The organism is Evansella cellulosilytica DSM 2522 (genome assembly GCF_000177235.2).
GTDB classification, from domain to species: Bacteria; Bacillota; Bacilli; order Bacillales; family Salisediminibacteriaceae; genus Evansella; species Evansella cellulosilytica.
Map to the genome: position 1 here is coordinate 3,627,787 of NC_014829.1, position 21,324 is coordinate 3,649,110.

Annotated in this window: 20 protein-coding genes and 1 rRNA gene; 6 read left to right on the forward strand and 15 right to left on the reverse strand. The window is 36.6% G+C overall.

Annotation, left to right across the window (positions count from 1 at the left end; genetic code table 11):
• Window positions 1-207: 207 nt before the first annotated feature.
• Window positions 208-1,762: ribosomal RNA gene (locus tag BCELL_RS16830) — 16S ribosomal RNA — on the reverse strand.
• Between the two features lie 483 nt (window positions 1,763-2,245).
• Here BCELL_RS16830 and BCELL_RS16835 point away from each other — a divergent pair.
• A complete protein-coding gene (locus BCELL_RS16835; protein ID WP_013489965.1) occupies window positions 2,246-2,851 on the forward strand; it encodes a biotin transporter BioY in 606 nt (201 codons plus the stop codon).
• A gap of 122 nt (window positions 2,852-2,973) precedes the next feature.
• Here BCELL_RS16835 and BCELL_RS16840 read toward each other — a convergent pair whose 3' ends face one another.
• The 5 genes from BCELL_RS16840 to BCELL_RS16860 all read right to left on the reverse strand — a co-directional run bounded on the left by BCELL_RS16840 (window position 2,974) and on the right by BCELL_RS16860 (window position 8,319).
• Entirely contained in the window at window positions 2,974-3,618 is a 645-nt protein-coding gene (locus BCELL_RS16840; RefSeq protein ID WP_013489966.1) for a hypothetical protein, read from the reverse strand.
• A 131-nt stretch (window positions 3,619-3,749) separates the two neighbouring features.
• A complete protein-coding gene (locus tag BCELL_RS16845) occupies window positions 3,750-5,096 on the reverse strand; it encodes a Na+/H+ antiporter family protein (protein ID WP_013489967.1) in 1,347 nt (448 codons plus the stop codon).
• A gap of 233 nt (window positions 5,097-5,329) precedes the next feature.
• Window positions 5,330-6,454 carry a DctP family TRAP transporter solute-binding subunit gene (locus BCELL_RS16850; protein ID WP_013489968.1) on the reverse strand — a complete coding sequence of 375 codons (1,125 nt, stop codon included), beginning with the start codon at window positions 6,452-6,454 and terminating at the stop codon, window positions 5,330-5,332.
• Between the two features lie 47 nt (window positions 6,455-6,501).
• The gene (locus BCELL_RS16855; protein ID WP_013489969.1) at window positions 6,502-7,779 is read right to left on the reverse strand and encodes a TRAP transporter large permease; all 1,278 of its coding nucleotides are present in this window, start codon (window positions 7,777-7,779) and stop codon (window positions 6,502-6,504) included.
• 24 nt (window positions 7,780-7,803) lie between these two features.
• Complete coding sequence (locus BCELL_RS16860) at window positions 7,804-8,319, reverse strand: TRAP transporter small permease (protein WP_245547036.1); 516 nt, start codon at window positions 8,317-8,319, stop codon at window positions 7,804-7,806.
• Between the two features lie 627 nt (window positions 8,320-8,946).
• On the opposite strand from BCELL_RS16860, the gene BCELL_RS16865 reads away from it, so the two are divergent.
• On the forward strand, window positions 8,947-9,423 hold the full coding sequence (locus BCELL_RS16865; RefSeq protein ID WP_013489971.1) for a divergent PAP2 family protein: 477 nt from the start codon (window positions 8,947-8,949) through the stop codon (window positions 9,421-9,423).
• Between the two features lie 605 nt (window positions 9,424-10,028).
• Here BCELL_RS16865 and BCELL_RS16870 read toward each other — a convergent pair.
• From BCELL_RS16870 to BCELL_RS16880, 4 genes are all read right to left on the reverse strand, one after another.
• Entirely contained in the window at window positions 10,029-10,748 is a 720-nt protein-coding gene (locus tag BCELL_RS16870; protein ID WP_013489972.1) for a 3D domain-containing protein, read from the reverse strand.
• A gap of 436 nt (window positions 10,749-11,184) precedes the next feature.
• Window positions 11,185-11,505, reverse strand: coding sequence for a YuiB family protein (locus BCELL_RS16875; RefSeq protein ID WP_013489973.1), 321 nt, complete (start codon window positions 11,503-11,505; stop codon window positions 11,185-11,187).
• Window positions 11,506-11,655: 150 nt separating this feature from the next.
• Window positions 11,656-11,784, reverse strand: coding sequence for a YuiA family protein (locus BCELL_RS22930; RefSeq protein ID WP_013489974.1), 129 nt, complete (start codon window positions 11,782-11,784; stop codon window positions 11,656-11,658).
• Between the two features lie 498 nt (window positions 11,785-12,282).
• The gene (locus BCELL_RS16880) at window positions 12,283-13,494 is read right to left on the reverse strand and encodes an NAD(P)/FAD-dependent oxidoreductase (RefSeq protein ID WP_013489975.1); all 1,212 of its coding nucleotides are present in this window, start codon (window positions 13,492-13,494) and stop codon (window positions 12,283-12,285) included.
• Between the two features lie 464 nt (window positions 13,495-13,958).
• Between BCELL_RS16880 and BCELL_RS16885 the strand changes: the two genes are divergently transcribed.
• A complete protein-coding gene (locus BCELL_RS16885; RefSeq protein WP_013489976.1) occupies window positions 13,959-14,954 on the forward strand; it encodes an NAD(P)/FAD-dependent oxidoreductase in 996 nt (331 codons plus the stop codon).
• Window positions 14,955-15,062: 108 nt separating this feature from the next.
• On the opposite strand, the gene BCELL_RS16890 is transcribed toward BCELL_RS16885, so the two are convergent.
• Window positions 15,063-15,413, reverse strand: a complete 351-nt coding sequence (locus BCELL_RS16890) for a HesB/IscA family protein (protein WP_198284024.1) — start codon at window positions 15,411-15,413, stop codon at window positions 15,063-15,065.
• A gap of 280 nt (window positions 15,414-15,693) precedes the next feature.
• On the opposite strand from BCELL_RS16890, the gene mqnE reads away from it, so the two are divergent.
• On the forward strand, window positions 15,694-16,788 hold the full coding sequence (gene mqnE, locus BCELL_RS16895; RefSeq protein WP_013489978.1) for an aminofutalosine synthase MqnE: 1,095 nt from the start codon (window positions 15,694-15,696) through the stop codon (window positions 16,786-16,788).
• Window positions 16,789-16,997: 209 nt separating this feature from the next.
• On the opposite strand, the gene dapF is transcribed toward mqnE, so the two are convergent.
• The 3 genes from dapF to BCELL_RS16910 form a co-directional block, all read right to left on the reverse strand.
• On the reverse strand, window positions 16,998-17,864 hold the full coding sequence (gene dapF / locus BCELL_RS16900; RefSeq protein ID WP_013489979.1) for a diaminopimelate epimerase: 867 nt from the start codon (window positions 17,862-17,864) through the stop codon (window positions 16,998-17,000).
• Between the two features lie 22 nt (window positions 17,865-17,886).
• Entirely contained in the window at window positions 17,887-18,123 is a 237-nt protein-coding gene (locus tag BCELL_RS16905; protein WP_013489980.1) for a hypothetical protein, read from the reverse strand.
• Window positions 18,124-18,234: 111 nt separating this feature from the next.
• On the reverse strand, window positions 18,235-18,471 hold the full coding sequence (locus tag BCELL_RS16910) for a YuzB family protein (protein ID WP_013489981.1): 237 nt from the start codon (window positions 18,469-18,471) through the stop codon (window positions 18,235-18,237).
• A gap of 234 nt (window positions 18,472-18,705) precedes the next feature.
• Between BCELL_RS16910 and BCELL_RS16915 the strand changes: the two genes are divergently transcribed.
• Window positions 18,706-19,776 (forward strand): NAD(P)/FAD-dependent oxidoreductase, encoded by a 1,071-nt coding sequence (locus BCELL_RS16915; protein WP_013489982.1) that lies wholly within the window; start codon window positions 18,706-18,708, stop codon window positions 19,774-19,776.
• A gap of 127 nt (window positions 19,777-19,903) precedes the next feature.
• Here BCELL_RS16915 and BCELL_RS16920 read toward each other — a convergent pair whose 3' ends face one another.
• On the reverse strand, window positions 19,904-20,212 hold the full coding sequence (locus BCELL_RS16920) for a YuzD family protein (protein ID WP_013489983.1): 309 nt from the start codon (window positions 20,210-20,212) through the stop codon (window positions 19,904-19,906).
• Between the two features lie 150 nt (window positions 20,213-20,362).
• Between BCELL_RS16920 and BCELL_RS16925 the strand changes: the two genes are divergently transcribed.
• Window positions 20,363-20,599: a NifU family protein gene (locus BCELL_RS16925; protein ID WP_013489984.1), complete on the forward strand. Its 237-nt coding sequence runs from the start codon at window positions 20,363-20,365 to the stop codon at window positions 20,597-20,599.
• Window positions 20,600-21,324: the final 725 nt, after the last annotated feature.

Genomic DNA, 21,324 nt, shown 5'->3' on the forward strand with positions numbered 1-21,324 from the left:
TTTCAAAGGACAAATCGCACCACGCAAGTGTGCGATAATCAAGTAGTTGTGCTGTCTTTTGAGCTGATACGCGTTAGCGTTCAGCGAGCACAACAACTTTATTTTGAGAGTATGACCTCTCAAAACTAAACAAAAAGTCCAAAGCGAAGTTCGAAAGTAATGAGCTTTATGTTTCTACAGTTGTTGTAGAAAATAACTGCTCCTTAGAAAGGAGGTGATCCATCCCCACCTTCCGGTAGGGATACCTTGTTACGACTTCACCCCAATCATCTGTCCCACCTTCGGCGGCTGGCTCCAAAAGGTTACCTCACCGACTTCGGGTGTTACAAACTCTCGTGGTGTGACGGGCGGTGTGTACAAGGCCCGGGAACGTATTCACCGCGGCATGCTGATCCGCGATTACTAGCAATTCCGGCTTCATGCAGGCGAGTTGCAGCCTGCAATCCGAACTGAGAGTGGCTTTATGGGATTCGCTCGGCCTCGCGGCTTTGCTGCCCTTTGTACCACCCATTGTAGCACGTGTGTAGCCCAGGTCATAAGGGGCATGATGATTTGACGTCATCCCCACCTTCCTCCGGTTTGTCACCGGCAGTCACCTTAGAGTGCCCAACTGAATGCTGGCAACTAAGATCAAGGGTTGCGCTCGTTGCGGGACTTAACCCAACATCTCACGACACGAGCTGACGACAACCATGCACCACCTGTCACTCTGTCCCCCGAAGGGGAACGTCCTATCTCTAGGAGTGTCAGAGGATGTCAAGACCTGGTAAGGTTCTTCGCGTTGCTTCGAATTAAACCACATGCTCCACTGCTTGTGCGGGCCCCCGTCAATTCCTTTGAGTTTCAGCCTTGCGGCCGTACTCCCCAGGCGGAGTGCTTAATGTGTTAACTGCGGCACTAAGGGTATCGAAACCCCTAACACCTAGCACTCATCGTTTACGGCGTGGACTACCAGGGTATCTAATCCTGTTTGCTCCCCACGCTTTCGCGCCTCAGCGTCAGTTGTAGGCCAGAAAGTCGCCTTCGCCACTGGTGTTCCTCCACATATCTACGCATTTCACCGCTACACGTGGAATTCCACTTTCCTCTCCTACACTCAAGTCCCCCAGTTTCCAATGACCCTCCACGGTTGAGCCGTGGGCTTTCACATCAGACTTAAGAGACCGCCTGCGCGCGCTTTACGCCCAATAATTCCGGACAACGCTTGCCCCCTACGTATTACCGCGGCTGCTGGCACGTAGTTAGCCGGGGCTTTCTGGTTAGGTACCGTCAAGGTGCCAACCTATTTGAATGGCACTTGTTCTTCCCTAACAACAGAACTTTACAATCCGAAGACCTTCATCGTTCACGCGGCGTTGCACCGTCAGGCTTTCGCCCATTGCGGATGATTCCCTACTGCTGCCTCCCGTAGGAGTCTGGACCGTGTCTCAGTTCCAGTGTGGCCGATCACCCTCTCAGGTCGGCTACGCATCGTTGCCTTGGTGAGCCATTACCTCACCAACTAGCTAATGCGCCGCGGGCCCATCTCACAGTGTTAGGATTACTCCCAACTTTTACAATAGAACCATGCGGTTCCGTTGATCATCCGGTATTAGCTTCGGTTTCCCGGAGTTATCCCAGTCTGTAAGGCAGGTTGCCCACGTGTTACTCACCCGTCCGCCGCTGATCTCATAAGAGCAAGCTCTTATTTGATCCGCTCGACTTGCATGTATTAGGCACGCCGCCAGCGTTCGTCCTGAGCCAGGATCAAACTCTCCAAAAAATTGTTGAGTTCGATGTCTCTGACATCAAGCCAAATTTTGGCTAATTTTTAAATCTTATTGACGGGATATCCTTTCATCAATCGTATATACGACTGATGTGTCTATCCCACTTCGCTTGGCTTTTTGTTTAGTTTTCAAAGGTCAAATGATGCTATTGTAGTTCGTAACAGCAACTTTTATATCATATCAGATCCACCGATATGTGTCAACAACTTTTCTCAGATAAGTTCCAGTTGTTTTAGCGACGATTAATAATATATCACAATAATATTTTAGATGCAATACATTTTATGAAAAAAATTATTATGCAAATTATTATATTTTCCATACAAGGATAAAGTCAAGGTTGATCAATAGTATAATCTTTATATATATATGTTAACCTCAAATAAAAAAACGTTGACAACATCCACTTTCATTGTTTAAGCTATCGTTAACTGATTTTTAAATATTGTTAACGATTAGGGAGGGTGTTATAAGTTATGACTAGAAACAAAACATTTATTAATGTTAGAGAATTAACGAGAGCCGCTATGTTTATCGCTTTAATGGCAATTGGTGCAAACCTACCTTCATTCATCGCTATAGGAACGGTGCCTTTAACTTTCCAAACTGTTGTCGCCATTCTTGCTGGTGTGTTATTAGGAAAAAAGGTTGGTAGCTTCGCTATGATCGGGTATGCATTGATTGGACTTATAGGTTTGCCTGTATTCGCTCAAATGCAAGGCGGGTTACATATGCTAACATTATCACCGACTTTTGGATTTGTTCTTTCCTTTATTGTTCTTGCTTTTTCTGTAGGTTATATTGTAGAACAGGTAAAAAAACCTACATTATTAACTTATCTAATTGCCTGCTTTGTAGGATTGTTCATTAATTATGGGATTGGTATTCCATATTTACATTACCATCTGAAACTAGTATCAGGAGTTACTGATATAACACTTATAGCAACTTCAATTAGTATGGTTCCATTCTTTCTCAAAGACATTGTTTTAACAATTTTCACTGCCATTCTATGTCCTAAAATAAAAAATGCTCTACATTCTTCAACAACAACTAAAATAGAAAAAACACCAGCTGCATAATAGCAACGAGAAGGTTTGATTAGCTAGAAATGGCTACACCTTTACATTGCAAAAAGGAGACTCAATAGGTAACAATCAGCCTTTTGAGTCTCTCTCTTTTTATATAATTTTAAATCATCCTACTATAAGGAAACAAACGCATTACCTTCTATTTCATAATCTATAAGAACTAATTGTCCATTTTCTTTTATGAAACGAAACTCTACACATATCTCTTCTTTTGGTGGATACCCTAACCTCTCATAGTGATAACTCCCATTATCTTCATCATAAAATTGTACAAGCATATTATCTCCTTTGGCGATAATATACTCTCCATCTTCTATAATTCTTAACTCATCGTAAAGTAATAGTTTTAAAGCTGGATTCAAGATTGAGTTTTGTATGATAGCATAAAAGTCTCCATACGGATGAGAGCTAAATTGATTTTCTCGAACACCTATTAAATATTCTTGAAAACAATCGTTATAGATAAGTTGATTATCCTTGAGATCGAATATTTCATTAATCACTTTATTTGTAGCTTGATTATTCATAAATGGCCCTAACAACTTTTTCACATCTTCTATATCCGTTATCCGACTATTATAGAATTTGCCATTACTTTTTTCATGACTTCCATAAAGTCCCTCAACAGTGTAAACAACTTCGTGTATATGGGCATACACTTCTTCTTCATTAATCCCTTTTGGGCTAAGATAAACAATTACAGTTAGTATTATTAAAAAAAGTCCAAATAACATCCTCTTAAATGTATGATCTCTCATTTTTATCCCCAACTTTAATTCTCAATATTCTCTATTGTATAGACGATTTATCATGGGAATATGTTTCAATTTTTTTGAGAATACAGTAAAGTTTTTTTACAATGATCTGCGATTATACAAAAGAATAGAAATTAAAGAACCATCGCTGCAATCCACCCAAATATGAGTAGTGGTACATTTAGATGAATAAAAGTAGGAACACACGTATCCCAAATGTGATGATGTTGACCATCAACATTTAATCCTGCCGTCGGTCCTAATGTACTATCAGAAGCAGGTGATCCTGCATCCCCTAGTGCTCCAGCTGTACCAATCAATGCTATTGTAGCTAGCGCACTGAATCCTATTGCTTCTGCTAAAGGAACAAAGATGACAGCAATAATCGGAATGGTAGAGAACGAGGAACCTATTCCCATCGTTATTAGTAACCCTACGAGTAGCATCATCGCAGCTGCTAACGCTTTGTTACCGTCTAACCAAGTTGAAATAGTCATTACTAATGAATCAATGTGTCCAGTTTCTCTAATCACTTCTGCAAACCCTGCTGCAGCAATCATGACAAATCCTATATACGCCATTAATTTCATCCCATTAGTAAGCAACTCTTCAGATTTGGAAAGCTGCAACTTCCCTTTTAAGTGTAATAATCCGAAATAAATATATAAAATGGCTATACCTATTAATGCACTAAATATCATATCTTGTATTACGTATTGCAGTATTAAAACACTAATAATAGACACAAACCCAATAATTACAGATGAAACTGAGTATGATAAGTCTAATTCATTTTTTTCTTCTTGCCCTATTGGTTTATTTTCATATATCCTCTTCCCTCTATATGTTACAAATACAGCTAATCCCAAACCTAATACCATCCCTATTACCGGTATTACTAGTGCTGTAGGTATCATAGACATATCAATCGTCATGCCACTATCAGCCATATTGTTTTGAATAATCTCATGAAACATGAAACCGAATCCAAATGGTAATAAAATATAAGGTGCTTTTAAACCAAATGTCATGATTGTTGCTATAGCCCTACGGTCAATGTACAGTGCATTAAACACTTTTAATAATGGAGGTATTAATATAGGTATAAATGCAATATGAATCGGCACAAGATTTTGTGAGGATATAGAAACAAATAAAATTATGATTAGAATGAGAACTTTTCCTAGTTTTCTTGTTAATGTATCCCCTTCTTTGCCGACTATCATTAAAGCAAGTTTAACTAGTAAGTTTGGTATTCCAGTATAACTAATTGCAACAGCAAATGCTCCTAACATTGCATAACTAAGTGCGATTCTAGCACCTGATCCTAACCCTGACGCAAAGACATCTAAAGTCTCAGTAAATGGAATCCCAGCAACTATCCCTCCAACTATGGCACCAGTGACCATTGCTACTACAACGTGAACTCTCAACAGACTTAAAAGGATCATAACGAAAACTGCTATTAACACTGCATTCATTAGATGAATCCCCTTTCTTGTAATATAGCTTTACTTTACTATGATAAATTACTAAAGTAAAAACTTCACTTAATATATCATCAGCTAATGTTTACGTCAATGACCTTCACAAAATGTCATAGATTATTAGAATTTAAGAAGATGCTGTCACAAAAATAAATAGATCATTTGAAATAGAAGTAATAAATACGAAGAAAAACAGCCGCTATTGCGGCTGTTTTTCTTCGTATTTATTATTGTGCTGCTTCTATCTCTTCTTCAAGTAAATCTAAAATTCTTCCAGCATCTTCACCGTTGTTTTCACGGAAGTAGTCACGAATTGGCATTGCTAAATCTCGGAACGCTTGACGCTCATCTTCAGAAAGTGTATATACTTCAGTTCCACCTTCTTCTTCAATTAGGTCTAAGTTTTCTTGGTTTTGCTCATCTTGTAGAGCAAATCCAACTTCACGCATTTCTTCTACTGTTTCATCAATTAGTGCTTGGATATCTTCTGGTAAACTGTTGTAGAATTGCGTATTTACAACTGTCATGGCTACATAGTTATTATGATTAGAAATTGTCATATGATCTTGAACTTCATGGAATCCAGCAGAGTAGATGAAGAAGATTGGATTTTCTTGTCCATCAACAACTCCTTGATCCAAGCCGGTATATAACTCTCCCCAATCCATAGGTGTTGGGCTAGCATCATATGCCTCATAAGAATTAATAATTAATGGAGAGTTTTGTACTCTAATTTGGAAGCCATCAAAATCTTCCGGTGTTCTTAGCGGACTGCTTCCAGTCCATTGCATCGCACCTTCTGTCCAGTATGCTAATGGTGTCATATCCCACTCTTCATATTTTTCACGAAGGTGTACATTTAACGCTTCACTTGTATTTAAAATCTCTTGTGTTAATTCGATATCGTCAGGGAAAAGGAAGTGAAGGGCAAATACTTGTGCCTCTTCTACCATTGTACCTGTGAAACCTGGAGAAACAATACCAAACTCAGTTGAACCCATCATTAATTGCTCTGCTTGGTCAACTCCGTCACCTAGTCCACCATACTCGTAAACTGTCATTTCGATAGCGCCATCAGATTTTTCTTCTAGACGTCTAGCAAATTCAGCTGCATACTCGTATTGTACTTCCCCTTGCATTTCTTCAGTAACGAAGTCCCACTGATATTCAGCTTCTGTCGCAGTACCTTCATCAGCAGTATCATCTTCATCGCTTTCATCAGTTTCTGTAGTATCTGGCTCTTCTCCAGCGTCACCATTTCCATCTACTTCGTCTGTATCATCTCCACAAGCCGCTAAAATCAAGCTTGCACTTAATACAGCACTTACAAGAAGCCCTTTTTTCTTAAACATGTTTAAAATTACCCCCATAATAAGTATTTTTTATTTGAAAGGAACCTCTATCCTCGCCATTGCAGTAAGAATAGAGATATATCCTCAAATAGAATAACTAGTATAGCTACTATTACTAACATGACAATGTAAGGTGGTGTACCCCTAATAACATCTAAATATGATTTATTAAATACAGCACTCGCGGTAAATATGTCGACTCCAAACGGAGGTGTAGCTGATCCTAATGCTGCTTGGAAGGTGATTACAACCCCTAAATGGACAGGATCGACACCAGCTGCTGTCGCAACAGGCGCAAAAATCGGTGTCAATATTAAAATCACAACGATAGGGTCGACAAACATACATCCGATAAAGAAAAATATAGCTACAATAAATAGTACATATAACGCGGATGGGTCTGGACCTAATACTGCATCAGTTAATGTATGCGGTATCCTCGCTCTGTTCATCGCAACTGAAAATGCTTGCCCAGCTGCCACTAATATAAATACAGCAGATGTCACGAGACCACTAGATAAAGCTATTTTTGGTAAATTAGTAATCTTAATAGATCGATAGACGAATACTTCTAATATAAGTGCATAAAGGACAGATATCCCTGCTGCTTCTGTAGGTGTAAAATACCCACCGTAAATACCACCAACGATAACGATAGGAAACCCTAATGGTAGAAGCGCTTTTTTACCGACCTGGAATCTTTCGGACCAAGGTGCCTTGTCTATTTTAGGAATATTAAATATTTTTGCATGAATAACTGCGTATGTGGCAAAGAATAAGAATATTAAAATACCAGGACCAATACCTGCGATAAATAAATCACCGACAGAAGCGCCATCTGCTACTAGCGCGTAAATGATCATACCAATACTCGGTGGGATTAGAAGAGCGATGTCACTAGAATTAATAATTAATGCAATTGCACTCGAATCTTTATAACCAACCTTTAATAATCTTTGCCTCATCGGTGTACCAACTGCTACTACTGTAGCTTGTGTTGAACCAGAAATAGAACCAAACAATGTACAAGCTGCTGCAGTTGTTATTGCATAACCACCACGTAAATGGCCAACAAAAGCTCCAACAAAATCGACTAATCGTTTCGAGGTTTTCCCAGTTGCCATAATATCAGCAGCAAATATAAATAACGGAACTGCAAGTAAGGAATAAGGAACAATCCCTGTTCTCATCTGCTGAATAATAATGTAAGGATCAATATTCGGCAAGAAAAAGATAACTAAAACCAATGCCCCTGCTATTAAGGGGATCATCATTGGGAAACCCATGATGAGTAAAAGTACCATTACAACTATGAATATCCACATGATATAATCCTTTCAATACAATTTTTATTGTTCATCATAATCCTTCTTTTCCTGTGCTAAGTAAACTTCTTCATTCGTAATATTCACCCACATATTTCTTAAGAATTGAATACCGCCTAAGAAAAAGCCAATTACTATTGGCATTAACATAATCCAATACGGAATTTCCATAGCACTTGTTGTTCTCACTTGATTTAGAGGATGCATCATATATTCATAGGCAAAATAACATAATGTAAATAGTATAAGCGCTGTTACTAAAGGATTAAAAATTGACAAAAACTTCTTCACCCTCTTTGGTGCCATATCAAAAAATGCAGACATGCTGATGTGGCGTCCATACCTCGCTGCGTAACTTATGCCAAAAAAGGTTGCCATAATAATTGCTATTTCACTTACTTCTTGGGCAAATCCCCAGCTTCGATCTGTAATCTGACGATAAATAACATTACCGAAAGTCATAACTGCAATAATAATGATCGCCCAGCTCAGCACTAATTTTTCAAATTTTATAAGTAAATTGTCAAACCACTTTATCACATTCAAGTGTGTACCCCTCCTCTCGTAATGGAATATACCTAGTTTTCCACCGTGTTTACTCGGCTTTATTATTGTAAATGTTTAGTATGCAATAATTGTCCTAATTATAAAAATAGACGGTAAATATATTCGTTCTACTTTTTTGAATTCAATTGGCTATTAAATAGCATATATCAATAGAGATGATTTCACAAAAGGCATACATCGCTATATAAGCTGATTATTTGTAAATATTATTGACTGAAGTAAAATAACTTAGTATGCTTGGAAAAATACTTCCATCACCTCTTGGATAATAGCATATACTCAAAAGCGCCTTACGAAATATGTATTACCCGTCCATCACTAAGAATAAACAATATATTTTACATATTATTAAAATAGTATAAAAAATATACTCATTTTTTCCTCGCTTGTCAGTTAAAAGATCCTTTTACTTTAATTTTGGATATTCTATAAAATTGTGTACAATATATACTACTAGACAGTATTTCACTGAGATTTTTATCATTTTATTAAATATATATATGTTATAATGAACGATACAAAAAATGATTATGTGACATATTTGCTATAAAAATAGGGTATACACAAACTGCAAGACTACATAGAAAGGATAATTATGATATGGATTATTTAACAAACTTCCCTTTATGGGTTGCCCTGTTTACAATTGGTTTTGCGCAATTTATTAAAGTTCCATTACAATACTTAGCTACGAAAAGGTTTGACTGGTCACTACTTACTAGTACTGGTGGTATGCCTAGCTCACATTCAGGAGCAGTTACTGCATTATCTACCGCAATAGCCTTAGAAGAAGGTGTCGGTTCTCCTCTTTTTGCAATATCAGCCATTTTCGGTATCATCGTTATGTTTGATGCTACTGGCGTTAGACGTCATGCAGGTGAACAAGCTACCGTATTAAATCGGTTAGTGACTGACTTTAATAAGTTAGTGGAAGAAATGAAGACATGGCCAAAGAAAGAAGAACAAGAAAAAAGAAAAGAATTAAAAGAACTATTAGGGCATCAACCTATCGAAGTTTTTTTTGGTGGTTTATTAGGAATTATACTGACATTAATCATACATGCGATTCTATATTAAATAGTAAAAACGTTTTTAACAGCTTCACGTATCTGTTAAAAACGTTTTTTTTATAGCAGGAATTCATTGTATCTATCTCTAAAAGTACTAATGAGTTATCTTCACTCTAGTGTACCCACATCGGAAAAATTCCACTTCCTAGTTTTCTTATCATAAGGAAAAACCTAATATGTAGTTTGCGTGAAGGATAAGTATTGGGTCTTTTATTAGCAGAGAAGCGATGATGATGTGTTTTGAATTAAGGACACTGAAAAAGTTGTTTTGTACTTTTTCAGTGTCCTCTTTTGAATCTTCTTTTTAAGAAGGGGATCCATATATTACAGAAAGAAGGTATATTTACACACATTGCTAAAAGGTAAATCATCCACTTGATCTAATCTCGTGTCACGAAATTGCCAAGTCTAATATCGGATAAAGTAAAACAGTTGGCGTATTTGCCAACTGCTTTTTAATAGAAGTGAGTTGTCTTCTAAGCTATAAACAGAACTATCATTGACCATATTTCGAAGAGTAATAAAAGGCGCGCAGTGATATTAGACTTTCAAGTGACTGCAGAACACTGTAATAACTTATAAGGTATTAGCAAACTCTTGATTTCAACTCATTTAAGAAGCATCAACAAAAGACATTTGTCTTCGAAAAACTTGAACTGCCTCATCTTCATTCAAGTCGATTAATTCCTCTTCACTTAAATGACCATTACCTTCTTCAATAATATAAACTTCTACAGACTTTTTACCCCACTCCTCAAAAACTTCATCTACTGTTTCATAATACAGATCAATTTTGTTTCCCTTAATCGCTGAACCAGTATCAGCCACAACACCATACCCGTATCCTGGAATAAAAAGTATTGTTCCTATTGGGAAAACACTCGGATCAGCAGCAACAGTGGAGTATATGTCACGTTTTACCTTCACCCCTGAAAATGTAATACCATAAAGAGGATGCCCTTCAGTTTTACCTGTTGATTCTGGACCAGCAGTGTATCCTGTTGCAACAACCTCAATCGAAGGATAAACAGACCAATCCTGCGAATCCTCAAGAGTAAGAGGTGTTCCTTCAATTACTTCATGTGACATAATATACCTATCATACTTTTTAACCTCTAAAGGTAAATATCTCGTTTCTAGTCCAGATTTACGTAGACTTAAATTCCCTGCCTCTAGACTAATATTTTCACGTACCCAAAACGGCTCCTCATTTATCCATTCTTTTAACTGTTCAGCACTTACATTTGAGATACTCATAAATGTCGTAAGTAAAGCACCAAGAAGTAATATTGTAAATAACATATGCTTCATTGGCTTTTGAAAGCGAATCATTTCGTTTCCACTCCTCTCACCTTGACATGTTTTCCAAGTGAGAGAAGAATTATACAAATTATATTGGAGAAAACTAATTTGGTGTATTTTTCCAAAGGGCAAAATGGGGGGCAAAGGTATAATGTGAGTTCTATAAATTCGGTGTAGCGTTATCTTTTACAAAGAGACAAAATTGATTGTGATACAGAAGGTCGAATCCTTCTAAGCAATTGGCGGAGCCGCCCTACTATAAGTCGATTTCTTATAGTGGTGCACGGCGAGTGGCGCCAATGCCGAAACTTATAGTCTTTTCTTTTAAAATAAGTGATGAAAAAATTGCCACTATCTTTATAGTAGAGTAACCCTCCCGATACCACTTAATTTCTACATTCTAATTTATTATGTCGTAAAAAACCTCATTTTACAGATGATGCTCTGTAAAATGAGGCCGTATTAATTAAAACATTTGGTACCCACGAACTCTTAACATTCGAATTGCAATACCTGATAAAACTGCACCAACCATCCCCGAAATTAATATTACGACGTCTGCACTTTTTAATGCAATTAAGTCATTCCAAAATATCGGAAACACTTCACCAGGGCGAGTAAAATAAGAAAAGAAACCAGAGTTATCTACAATGAAAAAGATAACGATTGGATAAATGATTGCCATCGTCCAAGTAGATCTAAGTAACATATTTAAAATAAAACCTATTCCAAAGAAAAGAACAAAATAAAGTACGATTGCTATAATTAATTGCGGTAAACTTAGCATTGGTGTTTTCCACCTCCATAAGATCAAAGATAAGTTTACTTAATTATGTAGAGAACGTCAACAAACTTGTACATGAAAAGTAGGAAAATAAAAAGGAGCACCCTTTATATATGGTCTCCTTTTAATATCAGAATGGTATATTTTAACAATTCACCTTTTTTGACCAGACCCTTCACAACTCATACACGTTTCAGAACCACCTAATAATAGTTGAAAATAGCCTTTCCCTACACAATATGGACAATCCTTCGAATTTAGTTTTTTATCTTTAAGAGCCATTATTACTCCTCCTAAACATTAATCTGAACTTTCTGATAATATACCAGTTAATATCATTTTTGAAAAGAAGTAAAAAATGGCAAAAACGTTAGTGAAAACGTATACATAATCCCTTTCCTTCAAAATACACTATGTTAAAAAATATTACATAAATAAAAGGTTTCTGTTTGAAGAATTTAGGGAGTAGGACAGCGTCATTTCTTTACTATTTTTATTGTAAAAGTGTATGGCGCTCGCTCGATCTTACCTTCACACTTCTTTTTCTTCACTTAAGGGTAGTTGGCGCGCTCCATCTTACCTTCACACTTATTTTTCTTCGCTCAAGGGAGATGGCAACGCCCCATCTTACCTTCACACTTCTTTCCCCTACCTCAAGGGAAGATGGCAACCTATCCTCAGAAAATCACCGTTTCAAGAGCAGTATTGAGTAATATATTTCCACCAAAAGAAAGCCCTAAAAGGATCCATTCCTTTTAAGGCTTTCTCATTTATTTTATTTTAAAAAACATTAAATTTTCCTTTTTTAAGCACTAAAGGCATGCCACCTAGTTGATATAAATATTTGTTATCAATTACTTTTTTCATTGCAGATGCTGTAGTGCCAAACAGTTTTTTAGAACCAACTAAACCGATTGCCTCTTTACCACCAAGTGAAGCAACTGTACCTTTAATGTCAGGCTTAAACTCCTGTAATTTCTCACTTCCAGCTAATAATGCCTTCAAATTTTTAGCACATGTCAGCGCTTGTTGAATAGCAATTTGTGCTGTTGGAGGGTAAGGACGATTAATTTCTTCGTTAATAATTAATGCACAATCACCTATAACAAAAATATCATCGTGACCTGGTGCTCTTAAATCTTTTTCTACTTTAATACGGCCACGCATTGTTTCAAATCCAGATTTATCTAGAATTGAACTTCCTCTAACTCCAGTAGTCCAAACTACAGTTCGAGACTTAATCTCTTCTCCGCCTTTTAACTTTACGCCTTCGGCAGTCACTTCTTCTATCGGTGTATTAATGAGGAATTCGACTCCACGATCTTCTAATAAATTCATTGCATAAGTGACAAGATCTTCGTCAAAACCAGGTAATGCAGTTGGCGCAGCTTCTACAGAATAAATTTTAACTTTCTCACGGGCAATATCATATTCTGCACATAATTCAGGAACACGCTCTGATAATTCACCAACAAATTCAATACCAGTAAACCCAGCACCAGCTACTACAAAATGTAGGTAATCATCATGTTTTTCTTCCTCTTTATTGTAATTTGCAAACATATATTCAATATGTTCACGAATTAAGCGAACAGAGTTAACGCTGCGGATCGAAAATGCATGTTCGTTAACACCGGGAATACCGAACGTCTCTGGCTCTGATCCTAAGCCAACAACTAAATAGTCGTACTCTAATTCACCATTTTCAAGAATAACCTTTTTCTCATCTGTTTTTATTTCACTGACAGCATCTTTAACAAAGTTAATTTTATTTGTATCGATAACACTATCAATCAGCATTCTTGTACGATCATGGTGTAACGTACCTGCTGCTGGCTCGTGTAACCAAGTCGTTTGATAATGATAATTATGCTTATTTACTAAAGTAATTTCTGCATCTTGATATGCATTTGCCTTTTGTAATCTTGATGCTGTCATCATTCCACCGTAACCCGCTCCTAAAATGACTATTTTAGGCTTTTTATTCATCATTCTCACTCCAATTATTTTAATTCTTATTTGTCATTTTTCCCTACTCAACAAAATGTCAAGCATGTGTTTTTTTCCATACCGACAATAGATTGTGATATTTTTCACGTACAAAAACGTGAAAAGTAATACATATCTATTCATAATCGATTTGAGTTTCCACTATTTCGAAAGAGAATAAACTAAAATACTTCCTATATCATCTTATTAGTAAGTTACACTTTTTTCAACCTCTTTTTGAACATTTTATGAACTAGAACAACATTTTTTTACTTTTTTAGAGAAAATAATGGTTAAAATTTATAATTTACATATAATCTAACATCATGTAATATATAGATTAAATTTTCTAAAATATCTAATATTAAAAATGCAAAAACTGCTTTTCCTTTTATTATATAGAATTTGCATTTATAATAAATAATATTGTACAAAGAAGAATGAAGTTATTTTTGGAGGTGCGAGGTTTGACGACAGAAAGAGAAGTTTATGACGTAACGATTATCGGGGGCGGACCAGTTGGTCTCTTTACTGCATTTTATGGTGGGATGAGACAGATGAAGGTGAAAATTATAGAATCTATGCCTCAACTTGGTGGGCAATTATCTGCTTTATACCCTGAAAAGTACATTTATGACGTAGCGGGATTTCCAAAAGTCCGTGCACAAGAGTTAGTTGATGAATTGTGGAAACAAGCAAATCAATTTGAACCAACTGTTGTTTTAGAACAATCAGTTGATAAAGTTGAAAAAGGTGACGATAACATCTTTACATTAACAACAACGAAAGAAAAGCATTACACAAAAACAGTTATTATCACTGCGGGTGTTGGTGCTTTCCAACCAAGACGTTTAGAGGTTGAAGGTGCTGAGGAGTACGAAGGTAAAAACTTACACTATTTTGTTAATGACTTAAACAAATTCGCTGGAGACCGGGTTCTTTTATCTGGTGGTGGTGATTCTGCAGTTGATTGGACGCTTATGCTTGAAGATATTGCAGAAGAAATTACAATCGTTCATAGAAGAAATAAATTCCGCGCACATGAGCACAGTGTGGAGCAATTAACAGGTTCTCAAAAAATTGGTATTAAGACACCTTATGTGATTACTAAATTACACGGCAATGGAGATAAGATTACTTCTGTTGATATTCAAGAAAAAAATGGAGATACAACTGAAACAATTGATATCGACACGCTAATTGTAAACTTTGGTTTCATTTCTAACCTTGGTCCAATTAAAGAGTGGGGCTTGGAAATCGAGAAAAATTCCATTGTTGTCAATTCTAAAATGGAAACAAACATCGAAGGCGTTTATGCAGCTGGGGATATTGCTACATACGACGGAAAAGTTAAATTAATTGCTACTGGATTTGGAGAAGCACCAATTGCAGTCAGCAGTGCTAAATCTTACGTAGACCCTAATGCAAAAGCTCATCCTGGACATAGTACTAGTTTGTTTTAAGATTTAAACCTAGCGATATATTCGCTAGGTTTTTTTAGAAGAAAGAAGTGGTAATAAATGAGAAAAAAACAGGCTTTCCTCGAATGGTGAGCCTGTTTATATGAATATTTAGCAATCTTCCGGTGTGCCAGCATTAGTTGCTGTTCTAAAAGAAGATCCACAACCACAAGATGCGATGGCGTTAGGATTATCAATCGTAAATCCGCCGCCCATCATGTTTTGTTTATAATCAATTTGAACATCCTTTAGCATCGGTGCACTTTCGTTATCTACAACAACTTGAATACCATGTTTTACAAAAGTTTCATCTTTATCAGTTACTTCTGTTTCGAAGCCCATTCCATAAGAAAGTCCGCTGCAGCCTCCACCCTTTACTCCAACTCTGAGGTATTTAGCCTCTCCTTCTTCTTCCATCATTGTTTTAATTTGAGAAGCTGCTGCTTCTGTAATGTTAATCATCATGTTTCACCCCTTTATTTTACTTCGGATGTATTATTAGTATATCGTTTCAAACTACAGTCTTCAAGGAATCAACACCTAGAACTGGAGCTTCCTTATATTTTTTATTATTATTACTATATAAATGTACTATTCCTAATAACAACCATTTGTCACTGTCCTAAAAATGATGTTAAGATAGAATAAGAGTTTCGCAATCCGAAAAAGCCTTACTACGCTTTCTATAAATATTTTACATGTACTCATTTTTATAGTTTTTATTTTTAATGGAGGGAAATCAATGAGCATCGTACTTTTAGATCAAAGTTTAGAAGATATTAAAGACAAAGTAATAAACGGAGAACGTCTTACAATTGAAGATGGCCTTAAGCTATATGACACGCCTGACTTACTTACTGTAGCTCAATTAGCCAATCAAGTAAACGAGCAAAAAAATGGGGATAACGTTTATTTTATTGAAAATATGTACATTAATCCTACGAACGTTTGTGAAGCAAGCTGCGCATTTTGTGGATTTAAACGTAAGCCGGGTGAAGAAGGTGCTTACACAATGGATGAGGAAGCACTTCTCAAGTACGTATCTGATCGTTGGAATGACAACATTAGAGAGTTCCATATCGTTGGTGGACATAACCACGAAGTACCTTTTGAATATTACTTAAACACTGTTCGTGTCTTAAAGAAACATTACCCACAGTGTACGGTGAAGGCCTATACAGGTGCTGAAATTGAATTTTTCTCCAGAATTTCTGGTCTTTCTATGAAAGAAGTTTTAGAAGAACTCATCAAAGCTGGTCTAGATACAATACCTGGTGGTGGTGCTGAAATTCTTACTGAAAACTATCGTGCAAAAATGAGTCCAGAGAAAGCTTCCACGGACCAATGGTTAGAAGCGCATGAAATTGCTCATGGATTAGGGTTAAAAACGCATGCAACAATGCTTTATGGATCAATTGAATCTAAAGAAGAGCGCTTAATCCATATGGATCGCCTTCGTCAATTACAAGATCGAACAAATGGCTATATGGTCTTTATCCCATTAGCAATGCAGCCAAAAAGTGTAAACGCCGGATTAAAGCGCCGCACATCTGCTTATGATGATTTAAGAACAATTGCGATTAGCCGCTTAATGCTTGATAACTTTGATCATATTAAAGCGTATTGGATTAATATCGGTCCACAACTTACACAAATGGCATTAACGTTCGGAAGCTCTGATATTCACGGAACACTAATTGAAGAGCGAATTTCTCATTCAGCTGGTGCCTTGACCTCACAAGGGTTGACTCGAAGCGAGCTTACGCACCTTATAAAAGGAGCGAACAAAAAGCCCGTTGAAAGAGATACATTCTATAACGTTATAAAAACCTATTAGCATAAGAAAAAAGTTATAACAGAAAGCTGTTATAACTTTTTTTCTTTAAAGAGGTAGAGAAATTTTGCCACTCTCTTTTTCAGTATTAGTGGGTACTCTACTCGCTATTACCGTGGCTAAATTGCCACAACCTTTAGACTTTCTGTACTCAAAAGGACAATTTCCCTCCTTATAAGTAAACCCTTTTATCTAATCAGAAATTCGGACCATTACACTCTATTTTTCTTTCTTACATATTCACCAATACAAATCGTTTCAGCAGGACCTGTCATCCAAACGCGATCGTCTTTATCCCACGTAATATGGAGATCTCCTCCTGCTAGGTGAACCAAAACCTCTTCCCCTTTTTTCGAAAAACCATTTAGTACTGCCGCAACCACTGCTGCACATGCGCCTGTCCCACACGCTTGTGTAATGCCCGATCCTCTTTCCCACACACGAAAATGCATTTCGCGAGTAGATACTTGTTGAACAAATTCAACATTAACACTATCAGGGAAGCGCGGGTGTTTTTCTATTTTAGGCCCTAATGTCGTTAGTGGCGCATTTTCTATAGAGTTTACAAAAAATACGGCGTGAGGGTTCCCCATCGAAACTGCCGTCATTTCATGTCTGGCATTGTCTACTTCTATTCCTTCTTTGATTACTGGTGTTTTTTCTGTCCCTAACAAAGGTATTTCTTTCGGCTCTAACCGTGGTACACCCATGTCTACAGTAACGCGAGTCACTGTATTCGTTTCCTCATTCACCTCTACACTTGCTTCAACAATTCCACCCAATGTTTCAATCGTCATAGAAAGCTTATTGACGAGGTCGTTATCATACGCATATTTAGCAACACAACGTAGTCCGTTCCCACAGTTTTTTGCTTCGGAACCATCCTTATTAAATATTCGCATTTGTAAATCCGCTACTGTAGATGGTCCTATAAGAATCATCCCGTCAGAACCAATACCAGTAAAAACATCTGAAACTTCTATCGACAATGCTACTAATTCCTCTTCTCGAAGCTTTTCCTCAAACTGATTCACAAAAATATATTGATTTCCAAGTCCATGCATTTTAGTAAACTTCATAGGACCACTTCCTCTATTGTTGTTATCGTAACGATTCATTCGTCCAAAAATAATCTTCATCAGCCTCTAATATGATCATCGTTCTGTGACAGCAAGGTAAATTAATACGCTGCTTCACTTTTTCTTTCGCAAGTTCCAATGATGCTTCCTTCATATGTGTCAGCACATTATCGGTTTTACAATATGGACATTGAGAGAAATAAATTTCCCCCATTTGTTTTTCATATGGCCATGTATGGTCAAATGGTATTGGTCTCATTATTATCACCCTACTCTATTGTTCATTCGAATTGTATCACAAAGCATTTATTACTATGAAGTAAAAAATCCAAGCTAATCGATCCGCTTGAATTTCACATTGTTATTGCCCTTAAAACATAAGATTATCGTCTATAAATGTATAAATATTCGCTAGCAATTCTTCATTCGTTTCTCCAGAAACAAGCTCGCCATTTACTAAAGCAAACTTCTTTCTTGCACATTGCCCACAATAACTAAGACATCCGTATTCAATAACATCGAGGTTAGGATCTTTCTCTAATTCTTCTTTCACAGCTTTCGTTCCACTTACTATATTGCTAACACAAAATTCAATAATTGGCTTCAAAATATCACCTCATGATAGTTCCTCAATAAATCCTAACGATAATAAATAATTTTGTCAATCCAATCCTACTACTATAGTGATAAAATATTCTAAAAATTATTGTTATTTATATGAAAAGCTGATAACATTTAATTTAGTTGAAAACATTTCCATTATCGAAATAGTGTTAAAGGGGTATTTACGTTTTTCCACCATAACAATATTACGATTCCGACTATATAAGGAGGCGGTCCTGTGCGGAATTTATTAATCTTAGGTGGCGGATACGGAGGACTTCGAGTAATACAAAGGTTACTAGCTTCTGATATGCTTAGAGGTGTTTCTATCACTTTAGTAGAGAAGGAGCCATACCATAGTTTAAAAACAGAATTTTATGCGCTAGCTGCTGGTACAGTTGCCGATACTCATTTAAGATTGTCCTTTCCAAATGACGTTCGTCTTGAACTAAAATTTGAAACAGTTACCGATATTATTTTAGAAGAACAAAAAGTTGCTTTGTCGAATGGAGAACAGCTACATTACGATGACCTTGTTATCGGATTAGGCTGTGAAGATCGTTATCATGGGATCCCAGGAGCAGCTGAAAATACACTTAGTATTCAAAGTATGAGGCGATCTCGCAAAACTTATCATGTCCTACAAAGTATAAAAGCAAATGGTACTGTCGCTATAGTTGGTGGCGGTTTAAGCGGGGTTGAATTAGCAAGTGAGTTACGTGAAAGCCGGCCTGATCTTAACATCCAATTATATGATAGAGGGAAAAATATACTTTCAATGTTCCCCCCGAAGCTTTATCACTATGTAACAGAATGGTTAGTACAAAATGGCGTTGAAATTATTAACGAAGCCAATATTACAAAGGCTGAAAAAACTGTATTATACAATCATGATGAACCAGTTCCAGTAGATGCAATTATTTGGACAGCAGGTATTCAAGCAAATCGATTAGTAAGAGAGTTAAATGTCGAAAAGGATAGTATGGGTAGAATTATGGTAACAAAATATCATAACATTCCATCACACGAAAATGTATTTATTGTAGGAGATTGTGCAGCATTAAACCATGCACCAAGCGCTCAATTAGCAGAATCACAGGCGGAACAAATTGCTATGCTTCTTATAAAAAAATGGCATGATGATCCATACCCTGAGGAAATGCCAAGGATAAAGCTGAAAGGTGTGTTAGGTTCATTAGGGAAAAAACACGGTTTTGGTTTAATGGGTGAAAAAGCCCTTACTGGGAGAGTACCTCGTGTTCTCAAATCAGGAGTCCTTTGGATGTATAAACATCATTCTGGACATTAAACGATTATTTAGAGCCCTTGCTTGATAATAGTGAGTGCTTACTTACTACTTGTCGTCGTGTAAAAAATCCACACCTTAATAAAATGAATGGGGTGACTCAAAGTTAAACCTATTGAGTCACCCTTTCCTACATGTTTTCAATCACCTTATAAATAGATGATAAATGAGGATTCCCTTCTGCGATTACTTCTCCATTAAGTACTACTAGTGGATAAAAATATTCATCGTTTAATATCATCTCAGAAAAGCGTTTCTCTTCGTCAGTGCTATAGTTAGCATTTTCAATATCACAGTACTTGAATGATATTTCTCGATCTGGAAATTTTCTTGTAATAGCAGCCTCTAACCATTCCATCGTTTCATAAGCACTTGGTAAATGTATGCAGCTCGCACATTTTTCTTCTGCGCCAAATATCGTAATTTTTATCTCTTTCATTGTAATTCTCCCTTTCTTCTATCTATATCGTAACATACTTAAAACGACAATTAACAATTTTGTCACTATAAATATATATTTAAACAATCAAGTTCATGGATTTTTTCTTTCATGGATATTATAATAAAGGAAAGAAAGGAGTGTTTTAAAATGGCAGAAGCTACAATGGAATCACAAGTTCAAGAAGTACTTGATAAATTACGTCCATTCTTACTTCGTGACGGTGGGGATGTAGAGTTAGTTGATGTAGAGGATGGAATCGTAAAGGTTCGTTTAATGGGTGCATGCGGTTCATGCCCAAGTTCTACAATTACTTTAAAAGCTGGGATTGAACGTGCACTACTTGAAGAAGTACCAGGTGTAAAAGAATTAGAACAGGTATTTTAATAATAAAAGACTAAAAACGAGCTTGCTGAAGCTCGTTTTTAGTCTTTTATTAGAAGCGGTGAAGAATGATGTCACAGGTCTTTAATGTAGTAGTGAGTGATCTTCTCGCTACTACGCGTGGCATCATTCCCACCGCCATATTACTTTTTTCCCAACCACAAATGTCTTTTCTACTTTCTTAATCTTAGATAAAAGGGTGACTCAAAAGTATTTTTCCTATAGAGTCACCCTTTACTTTTGTATTGAAATGTAGAAGTCTCCCTATACTTATCAGTGAAGCAAAATAAGCGGATAAATTCCGATTAAATTGAAAAATGAGCTTGTTTCGGGCTATATAAGCGGAGAATTTCCGGCTATTCAAACCTAAAGCCCCTTTTTTCAAGAGCTTCGAGTTAATAGGCGGAATCTCTCCGTCTATTTAGCCTGTTTTCATTGCCTATTTATTAATTAAGGGAAATTTCTCCGCTTATTTATCAGACCGGGTGCATAACCCGAATTCCTAATCTATAAGTGCGGAGCATTATGAGCCCAGACAGTTCTCTTCTCCTTTTCGAATCGCTAGGTTCTTTATAGAGAGCAAATTCACGTATGTTTTAACACCCAAAATAGCAGCACCAATGCATACATTTATTCACCCTTGTCAATTGGTGTGCTAAAAAAATTGCCTGTTGAACCACATTGTATTGCGCTTAAATATTGATATGACAACAGAAAAAGGAGATGTT

Excerpts from the sequence above, each read along its gene's own strand:
- dapF (WP_013489979.1), bottom strand. The coding sequence starts at position 17,864 with ATGAAGTTTACTAAAATGCATGGACTTGGAAATCAATATATTTTTGTG.
- BCELL_RS16925 (WP_013489984.1), top strand. The coding sequence starts at position 20,363 with ATGGCAGAAGCTACAATGGAATCACAAGTTCAAGAAGTACTTGATAAA.
- BCELL_RS16835 (WP_013489965.1), top strand. The coding sequence starts at position 2,246 with ATGACTAGAAACAAAACATTTATTAATGTTAGAGAATTAACGAGAGCC.
- BCELL_RS16880 (WP_013489975.1), bottom strand. The coding sequence starts at position 13,494 with ATGATGAATAAAAAGCCTAAAATAGTCATTTTAGGAGCGGGTTACGGT.
- BCELL_RS16840 (WP_013489966.1), bottom strand. The coding sequence starts at position 3,618 with ATGAGAGATCATACATTTAAGAGGATGTTATTTGGACTTTTTTTAATA.
- BCELL_RS16870 (WP_013489972.1), bottom strand. The coding sequence starts at position 10,748 with ATGATTCGCTTTCAAAAGCCAATGAAGCATATGTTATTTACAATATTA.
- BCELL_RS16875 (WP_013489973.1), bottom strand. The coding sequence starts at position 11,505 with ATGCTAAGTTTACCGCAATTAATTATAGCAATCGTACTTTATTTTGTT.
- BCELL_RS22930 (WP_013489974.1), bottom strand. The coding sequence starts at position 11,784 with ATGGCTCTTAAAGATAAAAAACTAAATTCGAAGGATTGTCCATATTGT.
- BCELL_RS16890 (WP_198284024.1), bottom strand. The coding sequence starts at position 15,413 with ATGATTAACATTACAGAAGCAGCAGCTTCTCAAATTAAAACAATGATG.
- BCELL_RS16865 (WP_013489971.1), top strand. The coding sequence starts at position 8,947 with ATGGATTATTTAACAAACTTCCCTTTATGGGTTGCCCTGTTTACAATT.
- BCELL_RS16855 (WP_013489969.1), bottom strand. The coding sequence starts at position 7,779 with ATGTGGATATTCATAGTTGTAATGGTACTTTTACTCATCATGGGTTTC.
- BCELL_RS16920 (WP_013489983.1), bottom strand. The coding sequence starts at position 20,212 with ATGAAAGAGATAAAAATTACGATATTTGGCGCAGAAGAAAAATGTGCG.
- BCELL_RS16850 (WP_013489968.1), bottom strand. The coding sequence starts at position 6,454 with ATGTTTAAGAAAAAAGGGCTTCTTGTAAGTGCTGTATTAAGTGCAAGC.
- mqnE (WP_013489978.1), top strand. The coding sequence starts at position 15,694 with ATGAGCATCGTACTTTTAGATCAAAGTTTAGAAGATATTAAAGACAAA.
- BCELL_RS16845 (WP_013489967.1), bottom strand. The coding sequence starts at position 5,096 with ATGAATGCAGTGTTAATAGCAGTTTTCGTTATGATCCTTTTAAGTCTG.
- BCELL_RS16905 (WP_013489980.1), bottom strand. The coding sequence starts at position 18,123 with ATGAGACCAATACCATTTGACCATACATGGCCATATGAAAAACAAATG.